This window comes from Colwellia sp. BRX8-7 (assembly GCF_014077275.1).
Taxonomy (GTDB): domain Bacteria; phylum Pseudomonadota; class Gammaproteobacteria; order Enterobacterales; family Alteromonadaceae; genus Colwellia_A.
Map to the genome: position 1 here is coordinate 41,267 of NZ_JACGVP010000004.1, position 12,092 is coordinate 53,358.

Annotated in this window: 11 protein-coding genes; 4 read left to right on the forward strand and 7 right to left on the reverse strand. The window is 39.5% G+C overall.

Annotated features, from left to right (window positions below):
• Positions 1-12 precede the first annotated feature (12 nt).
• Positions 13-1,110, forward strand: a complete 1,098-nt coding sequence (locus H4J57_RS05065; protein ID WP_182242141.1) for an efflux RND transporter periplasmic adaptor subunit — start codon at positions 13-15, stop codon at positions 1,108-1,110.
• A 9-nt stretch (positions 1,111-1,119) separates the two neighbouring features.
• Positions 1,120-4,224, forward strand: a complete 3,105-nt coding sequence (locus H4J57_RS05070) for an efflux RND transporter permease subunit (protein WP_182242142.1) — start codon at positions 1,120-1,122, stop codon at positions 4,222-4,224.
• 93 nt (positions 4,225-4,317) lie between these two features.
• On the opposite strand, the gene H4J57_RS05075 is transcribed toward H4J57_RS05070, so the two are convergent.
• From H4J57_RS05075 to H4J57_RS05090, 4 genes are all read right to left on the reverse strand, one after another.
• Complete coding sequence (locus H4J57_RS05075) at positions 4,318-4,740, reverse strand: VOC family protein (protein WP_182221347.1); 423 nt, start codon at positions 4,738-4,740, stop codon at positions 4,318-4,320.
• A gap of 481 nt (positions 4,741-5,221) precedes the next feature.
• Positions 5,222-5,662, reverse strand: coding sequence for a hypothetical protein (locus tag H4J57_RS05080; RefSeq protein WP_182221346.1), 441 nt, complete (start codon positions 5,660-5,662; stop codon positions 5,222-5,224).
• Between the two features lie 299 nt (positions 5,663-5,961).
• Positions 5,962-7,701, reverse strand: a complete 1,740-nt coding sequence (locus tag H4J57_RS05085; protein WP_070375431.1) for a sodium:solute symporter family protein — start codon at positions 7,699-7,701, stop codon at positions 5,962-5,964.
• Positions 7,701-7,952 carry a DUF4212 domain-containing protein gene (locus H4J57_RS05090; RefSeq protein ID WP_070375432.1) on the reverse strand — a complete coding sequence of 84 codons (252 nt, stop codon included), beginning with the start codon at positions 7,950-7,952 and terminating at the stop codon, positions 7,701-7,703. Before H4J57_RS05090 ends, H4J57_RS05085 begins: the two co-directional genes overlap by 1 nt.
• A gap of 314 nt (positions 7,953-8,266) precedes the next feature.
• Here H4J57_RS05090 and H4J57_RS05095 point away from each other — a divergent pair, with 314 nt between their 5' ends.
• Together H4J57_RS05095 and H4J57_RS05100 are read left to right on the forward strand one after the other, a co-directional pair.
• Positions 8,267-10,144 (forward strand): putative nucleotidyltransferase substrate binding domain-containing protein, encoded by a 1,878-nt coding sequence (locus tag H4J57_RS05095; protein ID WP_182242143.1) that lies wholly within the window; start codon positions 8,267-8,269, stop codon positions 10,142-10,144.
• An 8-nt stretch (positions 10,145-10,152) separates the two neighbouring features.
• Positions 10,153-10,857: an exonuclease domain-containing protein gene (locus H4J57_RS05100; protein WP_182242144.1), complete on the forward strand. Its 705-nt coding sequence runs from the start codon at positions 10,153-10,155 to the stop codon at positions 10,855-10,857.
• Positions 10,858-10,999: 142 nt separating this feature from the next.
• Here the strand turns inward: H4J57_RS05100 and H4J57_RS05105 are convergent, their stop codons facing one another.
• The 3 genes from H4J57_RS05105 to H4J57_RS05115 all read right to left on the reverse strand — a co-directional run bounded on the left by H4J57_RS05105 (position 11,000) and on the right by H4J57_RS05115 (position 12,085).
• Positions 11,000-11,299 carry a hypothetical protein gene (locus tag H4J57_RS05105; protein WP_182242145.1) on the reverse strand — a complete coding sequence of 100 codons (300 nt, stop codon included), beginning with the start codon at positions 11,297-11,299 and terminating at the stop codon, positions 11,000-11,002.
• Positions 11,300-11,508: 209 nt separating this feature from the next.
• Positions 11,509-11,760, reverse strand: coding sequence for a YdcH family protein (locus H4J57_RS05110; protein ID WP_182242146.1), 252 nt, complete (start codon positions 11,758-11,760; stop codon positions 11,509-11,511).
• Between the two features lie 10 nt (positions 11,761-11,770).
• Entirely contained in the window at positions 11,771-12,085 is a 315-nt protein-coding gene (locus tag H4J57_RS05115) for a TraR/DksA C4-type zinc finger protein (RefSeq protein ID WP_182242147.1), read from the reverse strand.
• Positions 12,086-12,092 lie beyond the last annotated feature (7 nt).

Below are 12,092 nucleotides of genomic sequence, written 5' to 3' on the forward strand. Positions count from 1 at the left end.
AAAGGAAATACTATGAAAATCCGTCAATGGATTCTGATTATTCTAATTTTAGTTGCAGTAGTCAGTAGCTTGTATTTTTATAAGTCATCATTACAAGCCCAAGCATCGCAGGGAGTCAATATGCCTGAGCCTTCAGCAACGGTTAATGCGACTGAAGCGGTTCGTGTCGATTATCAAGAAATGCTTAAAGTCAGTGGTGAAGTACAAGCCTTTAAATCATTATCATTAAATAATGAATTCGCTGGGCAAATTACCTTGTTAAATGCACAGTCAGGACGCCTGGTGAAAAAAGATCAGGTACTTATTGAAATTGACCATCGAGATGAAGACTCGAAGTTAATTGCCGCTCAAGCACAGCTTACCTTAGCGAAAAAGACCTATAGTCGTTATCTTGTCTTAAAGAAAAACAATGAAATTAGTGCTGAACTTGTTGATCAAGCTGAAGCTGAAGTTGCATTGGCTAAGTCTGATGTAGCCTTATTAGAAACGATGATCGCCAAGAAAAAACTGAGCGCGCCTTTTGATGCAAAAGTGGCCATTCACAATCTTGAAATAGGACAATATTTAGATAAAAACAGTCAAGTATTGACCTTGATTGGTATTAACGAATTTACCTGGATTGATTTTTACTTACCACAAGTTTATCAAGAACTCGTGGTGGGATCTGTTGTTAACGTTCAACCGATGAATCAGCTTAAGTCATATGAAGCGATGATCATTGCCATTGATCCACAATTAAAACGGACTTCACGTAGCTTGAAGTATCGCGCACAAATAAAGTCTTCATTATTAGCATTGAAGCCTAATACCTTAGTCAGTGTTTATTCACCCATTGCCGCCGAGGCTTCGCTAATATCAGTACCTGATATCGCCATAACACGAGATCCACTAGGAAGTTATGTTTTTATACTTGAAGCTGAGGGTGAAGGTGCTTATCGGGCTAAAAAAGTTAAAGTGACTTTGGGTGACCGCAATGATGACCGGGTAATGGTGTTGTCAGGCCTCAATGAAGGACAATTAATTGCTACAAAAGGTGCATTTAAATTGTTCCCACAAATGAAAGTTTACCTCGCTGAGTCTTTGTCAGCGAGCACTGCTGATAAGAAATAGCGAGTTATGATGAAAAAAACTTCAAATCCAATTTCACACAGTAAAGCATCGGTAATGGATATTTTTGTTCGCCGTCCTGTTGTCGCGTTAGTTTTGTCTATTATTATTTGTTTAGCGGGACTTTGGTCAATCAGTAAGATCCCCGTGTTGCAGTTTCCAAAGATAGAGAGTGCTTCGTTAGTTATTGACACGTATTACATTGGCGCTTCAGCTGAAGTGGTGCAAGGTTTTGTTACTGAACCGATAGAGCGAGCTGCCGCAACGGTGCCTGGTGTTGAGTATGTTGAGTCTAAAACGACTTCAGGCAGCAGTAAAGTTACCGCGTGGCTCAACTTAAATGAAAATAGTACCTTAGCATTAGCGGAGTTAACCGCACGTTTAAGCCAAATTCGCTATGAATTACCCACAGGTGCGCAAGACCCCATAGTCTCGGTAAGTCGTGCAGATCGTCCTTTTGCTGTCTTCTATCTGAATGTTAATGCTAATGGTAATGACTTATCAAAAGTCACTGATTACTTAACCCGACAAGTTAATCCGGTTTTAAACGCCATAGAAGGTGTGCAACGTGTTGGTATTGAAGGGGCAAGAACGCCAGCAATGCGCATCTGGTTGAATACCGAAGCGCTTGCAGTGTTTAACTTAAGTTCGACAGAGGTTTACCAAGCATTAGCAACCAATAACAGTATTGCAACTATGGGTTATGCTGAAAATAGCCGACAGCGCATTGATATTGTTGCTAACAGTCAATTAACGTCAGTGACTGAGTTTGAGCAATTAGTGGTGGCAAATATCGACGGTGCTACCATTCATTTAATTGATATTGCTCGTGTTGAAATAGCGGCAGAAGATGCCAGCGTTACGGCAAGGCTAAATGATAGTGACACGGTTTATATCTCAATTTGGCCCTTACCTGGCGCTAATGAAATTGATATTGGCGATAGTCTTTATAGTAAAATTGCCGAATTAAATAAAACATTACCTTTAGGTATGTCGATAGATTTTGCCTTCGACGGTACACTTTATATGCGTGATGCGTTAAGTGAAATTTTCATTACTTTAATGGAAACTGTTATTTTAGTCGGCTTGGTCGTTGTCTTACTAATGGGGTCATTTAGAAGTGCGATGGTGCCACTTATTACTATTCCTATATCTATACTTGGCGCGGTAGCAGCGATGTCATTTATGGGTTTTTCGCTTAACTTATTAACCGTGTTAGCGATTGTATTATCGGTAGGTTTGGTGGTTGATGATGCGATTGTGGTGGTGGAAAACGTTGCCCGTTTAATGCGCAAAGGTTATTCAAAATTTGACGCTGCTTTAGAAAGTTCACGTCAACTACTTGTTCCCATTATTTCGATGACCTTAACGTTAGCTGCGGTCTATGCTCCTATTGGATTTTTATCAGGGTTAACTGGGGTTTTATTTAAAGAATTTGCTTTTACCTTGGCTATTGCGGTCATTATTTCAGGGATTGTCGCGATTACTTTATCATCGGTGATGAGCGCACATATCTTGCCTAAAGGGGGTGAAGAGGGGTGGTTAACACAAAAAGTGAATAAACTTTTTGATAATATTCAACAGGCTTATGGCAAATTACTGCAACGTATTTTTAAGTGGCAAGGGCAGGTTTTTTTAATTGCGGCTGTGGTTTCTTTGCTTTCAGTGCCTTTTTATTTGCAATCAAAGAAAGAGCTAGCGCCTGTTGAAGATCAAGCGAGTGTTATGTTTGTCGTTATGTCACCACCTGACTCTTCATTAGCGTACAACGTTGCTCAAATGGGACCTGTGGTGGAGACCTTACAAGAGATTGAAGGTGGTTTGAAAGTTTGGCAATTACTCTTCACTTCTGGTGGCTTTGGCGGCTTAGAGTTGGTTGGTGCTGACGATCGTAATTACTCTACACAAGAACTTATTCCAGAAATGTATGGCAAATTGGCGCAAATACCCGGTTTGAATATGTTACCTATATTACCCGGTTCATTACCAACCGCGGGACAATTTGAAATTGAAATGGTAGTTAAATCTTCGGCATCCTACGCGGAAATGAAAAACTATGCTGATCAATTGGTGGGAGCAGCATTTGCCAGCGGTGATTTTCTTTTTGCAGACAGTGATTTAAAAATAGATTTACCCCAAGTTGAGTTACAACTAGATCGCGAAAAAATTGCTGATTTGGGGCTTAATGTTGCTGATATTAGTCAACAAATGGGCATTCTATTGTCGAGTAACTTCGTTAACCGTTTCGATGCTAACGGTAAGGCATATCGTGTTATTCCAATGGTTGATAATAATATTCGGGGTAAAACTGAAGAGATCTTAGCGTTAAATATTAAGATACCTTCGGGAGAATTAATCCCCGTTTCGGCTGTTGCTGATTTAACATGGAAAACCGTACCGCGTGAATTATCAACTTTTGCTCAGCAGGCTTCATTTAAAGTTTATGGTGGCGTTGCGCCAGGCGTTAATAAAGAACAAGCGCTGTCAACACTAGAAAATGCGGCGAGAAATATGCTACCTACAGGTTACAGTATTGACTATGCCGGAGAATCACGTCAGCTTCGCAAAGAAGGCAGTACCCTAGTGATGGTATTAGGTGTTTCATTATTGATTGTGTTTTTAGTTTTAGCGGTACAATTTAACAGCTTTAGAGACCCGCTTGTGGTGCTTTTAGGTTGTGTACCGTTAGCGTTGTCGGGAGCATTACTTTTACCTTATATTGAGTTAACCACCATTAATATTTATTCACAAATTGGTTTGATCACCTTAATTGGTTTAATCGCTAAAAATGGTATTCTTATTGTCGAATTTGCGAATCATGCTCAAATAGCTGGCGCCGATAAATTAGCGGCGGTTACAGAGGCGGCAACGACACGTTTGCGACCAATATTAATGACGACCGCGGCAACTATTTTAGGACATTTTCCTTTAGTATTGGTGACGGGAGCTGGAGCAGAAGCGCGAAACAGTATCGGTATTATTTTAGTGGCGGGTATGTTTATTGGCACACTATTCACGCTGTTTGTTTTACCGAGTTTCTATTTGTTATTCGCCGAGAGTCGACAAGCTTCAGTCGAAAATAGACCCGAGATGGCTATCGCTAAAAGCGAAGCTTAGTCACGGCTGTTGTTGCTTAGTAAGAAAGGGCGTTACTTTATAAAGTAACGCCCTTTTTTTACGCAACAAACGCAGTTAATACTTTAAGGGGGATCACTCGTCGCCACTGTTTCGTTGTTGAGGAATATCACTAAAGTACTGGACAAACTCTACTTCAAAGCCATTGGGGTCAAGAAAATATAAATTAGCTCGGTGTGTATGCTCAACGCCTTCTTTATGCACGTCAAAGCCCGCCTTTACTAGTCTATTTTTTATCGCTGTTAAATTATCAGTCACAAAAGCAAAATGGGCTAAACCTACTTGATGTCCCAATAAATCTCGATTTTCTCCAATACCGTTATCGTTGAAAGTAAGGTATTGATAGTCGTCACCAAAGTGTACCCAATTGCGATCTACGCCAGACCATTGTGAAATGCCCTCAGCTCTTATTTTCCAATGAGGAAAGGCTGCTTGGTAAAATGTCAGTGTTTGTGGAATGTCGTTAACGACTAAATTTAAGTGTTCAATGTGCAGCATAAGTATCCTTGTTTACTAACAGTGAAGAAACGATGAAAACTCAGCTTAAGCTGAAGTAAAAGGTTATTTCTAATAAGCTTGAAATTATATTATGCCAATTAAGTCCTAATGGACAGGGTGAACACTGAAGAAGTGAATTTAATCATAGACAACCTTGCTAAGCGTGATTAATTTGGGGGTGTAAAAGTATCGAGGTTACCTTTTTATCAAAAGATAATCGTCCTATCGTGGCTTAGCGTGATTAATTTGGGAGTGTAAAAGTATCGAGGTTACCTTTTTATCAACAAATAATCTTCCTATGGTGGCTTAGCGTGATTAATTTGGGGGCGTAATAAGATGTCGTAGCGAATGATTGTTCAGATAATGAGTTGGCTTGGTGTTAGTCATGTTATCAGTGGTTGTTTTTATCAATGAATCGTTGTCATAAATACCATGACAACGATAAATTAACGACCTGCCACTTGTGGGGTTATCGGTGGTCTTAGTTAAGTGTTTGCGTATAAAACTCAGAAAAATATTTACCGCCCTTAATTTCAAGGATTAAACGTAATTTGTAGCTTTGGCCTTTATCTGCAACCAAACGACCAAGTGGTGTTTCGCGCTTCCAGTAATAAGGCGAGTCTTTCATGCCGAGTCGAAAGGACGTTGCTTGGTTTTCTTTATCGACGAGAAATAAAGTCGCGGTGTCGATAGGGAAAGTAGAATTAACGGTCGTTATACCCTTATCATCCATAACATTTACTTCAAATTCTCCTGATTTTAAAATACATTTTTGCTGACTAACGTCACAATGTCCAAAGGGAACTAATTCAAAAGCGCGCGCTTGACTAGCACTATTCTCTTCCCATAAATCAGCTAAGGCAAAGCCTAAAATGGTCAGGATAGGGGCAACGATAATAGCTGTTTTAGTGTGTTTGTTCATAAAGCTTCCTATGAGTATATGTTACTTCGTCATGCTGAATTTATTTCAGTTGTTTAACTTGAGATCTTGAAATGAATTTAGGATGACGCCGACTTAGCTAGTTAGGTTTTAGTTCTGCCGCCCACTGAGTCAGTTTAGTTTTAATCATAACGGCCATTTAGCCCGTTCGGTGTTAAGTATTATGTCTGCTTAAGCAGAAGAATTTACTCATTATATCGTAATAAGTAAATATAAAGCCCTATTTATACAAGTTAAATAGGGCTTTAGTATTATTAATCAAAAAGTTGTCGTAAGACTAATTAGTGATCATGTGCTGCTGAAACACCACCGTGCGGTGTACGGAAGTTTTCAACCATTTGTTGGATATGAGCGGGTGCTGGACCTGTTACTCTTAATACAGCGAAAGCAACTGCAAAGTTAACAGCAGCGCCGACTGCACCAAAGGCATTAGGAGAAATACCAAAGAACCAGTTAGGACCCATGTCACCTAGGAAAGAAGTGCCTGGGATAAACATAAAACCTTTGTGTTGGAACACGTATAACATAGTTACACCGATACCCGAACACATGCCCCAAACTGCTGCTGGACCACTCATCTTCTTAGCAAATATACCCATCATTAGTGCAGGGAATATTGACGATGCGGCTAAACCAAAGGCTAGCGCCACCGTTCCTGCGGCAAAGCCAGGCGGATTTAAACCAAGCCAACCAGCAACCATCACTGATATTGTCATCACAATTCGACCTGCGAGTAACTCATCTTTCTCTGACATGTCAGGTGTTAAAATACCTTTCAATAAATCGTGGGAGATAGAGGAGGATATCGCTAATAACAAACCAGCGGCAGTAGATAACGCAGCAGCTAAACCACCGGCGGCAACTAAAGCAATAACCCAGTTTGGTAAGTTTGCGATTGCTGGGTTAGCAAGTACCATAATGTCACGGTCAACTTTAACCATTTCATTCGTCGCTTTATCAGCAGTATATTGTATTTTACCATCGCCATTTTTGTCTTCGTATTGTAAAAGACCAGTTTTTTCCCAATCTTTAAACCATTGTGGACGTTCAGCATACTCAAGGTTCTGACCGGCTACGGGTTCAATAGTGTTCATTAGGTTTAAACGAGCCATTGCGCCAACTGCCGGAGCAACTGTGTATAACAAGGCGATAAAGACTAATGCGTAACCTGCAGATTGACGTGCAGCTTTAACTGAAGGAACGGTAAAGAAGCGCATAATAACGTGAGGTAAACCGGCAGTTCCTATCATCAGAGATAGAGTATATGCGAACATATTTACTGAGCCGCCCATGTTATCAGTGGTGTACTCTTTAAAGCCTAATTCAGTAACAACTAAGTCTAATTTATCAAGTAAATAAACACCGCTACCGTCAGCCAACGTTGAGCCTAAGCCTAACTGTGGAATAGGGTTACCCGTTAACTGTAGTGAAATAAAGACTGCAGGAATGGTATAAGCAAAAATCAATACTATGTACTGAGCAATTTGCGTGTAAGTAATACCTTTCATACCACCCAATACGGCATAAACCCAAACAACGAACATACCGATGTAAAGACCTAAATCGTAATCAACTTCTAGGAAGCGAGAGAAAGCAACACCCACACCTTTCATTTGACCAATGATGTAAGTTAATGACGCTATGATTAAACAAACAACGGCAACAACACGTGCTGTTTTTGAGTAATAACGGTCAAAAATAAATTCAGGTACAGTGAACTTGCCGTGCTTACGTAAGTAAGGAGCAAGTAGCATGGCCAGTAGTACATAACCACCAGTCCAACCCATTAAGAAAACTGAGCCACCATAGCCAAGGAAAGAAATCATCCCTGCCATTGAAATAAATGACGCGGCACTCATCCAATCGGCACCAATTGCCATACCATTTTGTAATGGGGTAACACCACCACCAGCAACGTAAAAGTCACTAGTTGAACCGGCACGAGCCCACCAAGCAATACCAAAGTAAACGGCGAAAGAACCGAACACAGCAATGTATGTATAGAGTTTTAACTCATCCATTATGATTCCTCGACGTTATATTTTTTATCAAGATCGTTCATTTTTTTGGTGTACCAAAAAACTAAACCGACAAAAGTGTAAATTGAACCTTGCTGTGCAAACCAGAAACCTAGTTTGTAGCCACCGATACGTATTTCATTTAAAGGTTCTACTAATAGCAAACCGAACCCAAATGAAACGACGAACCAGATAACAAGACTTATAAATATTAGGCGCAGATTTTCTGACCAATATGTCTGTTTCTCTTCCATTATCCTCTCCTAGCAACTTAACTTATCTGGGTTTTAGCCCAGTTATTATGTGAAGCGTTTATTATTTTTTTACGCTTGATTTATCACCTGTTTTACCAATTAAGGCAGTAGTTACGTTTACTATTAATTCGGATCGCGATAAAACCAAAATCAAAATTCATAGTGAAATTTAACTATTATTGACACTAACAAGGTTTTTCGAATTGAGGTATTACACTTTAGTCTAGATTTTATACTTTAGGGTTGACGTAAGCGGGCTAAATACACTAAAAATAGCTATCTACTAAGTATGTTTTGTTAAAGGCTGAAAGAATATGGATCATGAACTCGCCGAGATTAGTGCTTTCCTTCAAGCGATTCCGCCATTCGACACCCTACCCGAATCGGTGACGTTACAATTAGTTAAAGAAATAAATATTTGCTACGTAAGGGCCAAGCAACCGTTACCACCTAATGGTATCGAGGAGGCGCGTCTTTATATCTTACGCAAAGGTGCTTTGGTTTATACCGACCATAATGGTCAGTTAGTGGGAAAATATACCGAAGGTGAAATTTGCAGTGTTTTTTGTCGACCCGCACAACGCAATGAAGTGGAGGTAAATACTGAAGAAGACACTTTACTGTACAGTCTTGATTATCAAACTTTGCTGTCTTTAGTTGCAGACTACCCACAAATAGACGCTTTTTTCATGCAAACAGCTGCAGAGCGTTTAAAAGGGAAAATGAGCAAGGTTAATGAAGACGCGATTATTAATTCTTCACTGATTAATAACCCCATTAGTCAATTTTATCATCAACCAGTATTAACCATTAACAGTCATCAAAGCATACAAGAAGCGGCGCTAAAAATGACTGAAAAAGATATTTCTTGCTTAGTCGTAATTGATGATAAAGAAAGTGGTGTCGGTACACCGGTTGGTATAGTAACCGATAAAGATATTCGTCGACGTTGTGTCGCTGAAGGGTTAAGTTTTACCCTGCCAGTCAGCGAGATTATGACCACAGATATGGCAACGTTACCCGAGCAAAGTAGCGCTTATGATGCGCTTATGTTGATGACTAGCAAGCGTATTCACCACCTTCCTATTACTGGCTTTAGTGATTCTGGAGAGTATGGCGAACTAGTGGCGATGGTAACTATCACGGACTTAATGAATAATGAAGGCCACAATGCCGTCAATATCACCAGTATTATTCGTAAAGCGGCGACCATTAACGATTTGATCCGTATCAGTAAATTAATACCAAAATTACAAATTCGTATGGCTAAACTCGGTACCAGCGCTGATCATATTGGTAAAAGTATTAGCGCGATAACGATGGCATTTACGATTCGAATTATTGAAATGTCAGAAAAAATCAATGGCAAAGCGCCAGTTCCCTATGCATGGGTAGCTTGTGGTTCTCAAGCAAGACAAGAGCAGCTTGCCCATTCTGACCAAGACAATGCTTTAATTATTTCTGATCAGGTACAACCTGAGCATGAAGCTTGGTTTGAAAACCTCGCCTCGTTTGTTTGTGATGGTCTTGCTGCCTGCGGTTTTATCCTGTGTCCTGGCGATATCATGGCTTCAAACCCTAAATGGCGACAACCACAAAAAATGTGGCATCAATATTTTGAGCAATGGGTGAATACTCCAAGCCCACAGGCGTTACTCAATGGTAGTGTCTTCTTTGATTTTGCTACAGTACATGGCGACGATTCTTTACTTAACGAAGTACGTAGCAAGCTGCTGGCAAAAACCAAAGGTAATAGCTTATTTCTCGCACACCTGTCTAGAAATGCTTTGATGCTGAGGCCACCACTGGGGTTTTTTCGGGATTTTGTGTTAATTTCTGATGGCGAGCATAAATCGAGTCTAGATATTAAGCACAATGGTATAGCGCCGATTGTTGATCTGGCAAGAATTTATGCGCTAGCCGAAGGGATCGCATCAGTGAACACTATAGAGCGCCTTAGAAAAGCAGCTGGAAGCCCTTCTATTTCTAAAGAGTCGGCGGCTAACTTAATTGATGCTTATGAATTTTTAGGCATATTGCGTTTAGAGCACCAAGCCAATTTACTTCAAGCAGGTAAAGAGCCAAATAATTACTTGTCACCGAAAAAATTGTCTAAGCTCGAACGTGAACATTTAAAGGATGCTTTTAAAGTCATTAAAGCATTACAAGATAGCAGACAGTCAACGTACTAAGGTTAAATATGCTCAGCAATCAACCCTTGTTTTATTGGTTACTCGGTTATGAAGCTCAACGAAAACGTGCTTGGGCGCGAGCGCCAGAAGGAGCCTTAAAAGACTTTCTTGCTGTCAGTTTTCCTGAACCTGATACGCCATTAAATGATATTGAAATTTTGTCGGTTGATTTTGAAACCACTGGCCTTCATGCCATTAACGATAAGTTACTGAGTGTTGGCTTTATTGGCATAAAACAGCAGCAAATATCATTAAAAGACAGCTACCATCAAATCATCAAAACGAAGGATGATCTTTGCGCAGATAACGTTATTATTCATCAAATAACTGATCAGCAAAAAGAACAAGGCGCGCCATTAAAAGAGGTGGTTGAAGCCTTACTCAAAGCTTTGGCTGGAAAAGTAATGTTGGTACATTTTGCTCGTATTGAAAGACAATTCTTGCAACAAGCTTGTTTGGAACTTTATGGCGTAGCGCCACCTTTTCCGATGATAGATACACTAATGGTAGCAAAGCGTCAACTTGATAAAAAGGATGTCGCTTACGACCCCTCAGAATTAAGATTGTCAACTTTGCGCCACGCTCATGGCTTGCCAAATCATTTTGCCCATAACGCTTTAAATGACGCTATAGCTACGGCAGAACTGTTAATGGTACAAGTCAGTGAAATGTCTGATAACAACTCACTTAAATTGCACGATTTATTATTGTAGTTTCGGCTCAATGAACCCATAAAAATTAACGGCAAGTAAATATGTTGAAGGCAACCGTGATATTTTCAAGTTGAATATTACTTTTGAAAAAGCCCCTGACAACTTACTACCGCTCTTATTTGAAATGGCTTATGGTGACCGTTTAGGCTTTATCAACTGAAGTTGATGTAGACTTAGCATTGGCCTTTATTATTTCAATATCTACTTTATCAATAAGTAATAAAACGTCTGCTAATTTTTTTCTTAAATCAGCAGAGAGCTTGTTAGGGAAGCTACATTTTTTGGCGACAGAAAATGATTCTCTGCGGATAACGATGTTAAGTAAATTCTGAATAGAATCGGTATTTGATAGTGCTAATGCGGGGAGTGGTTTTTCAACTGCTTGATTAAAGGTATCGTACGCTTCTTGTAATGCTACTTTTGCTTGTTTTAGTCTAGCCATGTAACCACCTATTTTATTGTTATTAAGGGCCTATTGGTGTTTATCACGATTAATCAAAACACCTATGGCCCCTTCTACAATAAATAGATTTGAAACTTTGTCTAGTGTTATTCGTTAGTAATTAAACGATTGCAGTAGTGTTAACATTATCATCTTGCCTTGAACCTATAGCTAACCTTAGTTTCATGCTCTTACTTGACGATAAAATTTTAGTCGGTTGATTTCGCTTTTTTGATGATGGTAAATAATTCATCTTTTAAATGTAAACGCTGCTTTTTTTGTTGATCGAGATATTCATCCGAAGTATTTTCAGCCCCTTGTTCAATATGATGTACTTCTTGATCGAGCTCGTGATATTTTTTGAATAAGCGAGCAAAATGAGCATCATTCATTTTTAGGCTGCGTATTTCATCAGCAAATTCTGGAAACTCGTGGTGTAAATCATGTTTTTCTATTATCATTTTTTATCCCTTATGTTGCGCAATTAATACAAGTTGTTGTGTAAGGTAAAGCGTGTAATCTTTCGATGTTTATTAGGGTGTTACAGCTTGAACAAAAGCCATATTTTTTATTTTCTAGACGATTTAATGCGGCAATAACATACTTTAGTTCAGCTTTTGCTTGGTGATGAATTTCATCTAGCACTTCATCATTTTCGGTTTCGGTTGCTTGTTCAGCAAAGTCCTGTGAGCGACCTTGATGTAAATCAGCTTCAATAGCACTTATGCGATGCTCTAGCTGAGCTTTTTTCTCTGTTAAGGAGATTAATATTTCTTGATGAGTCATGTCATTT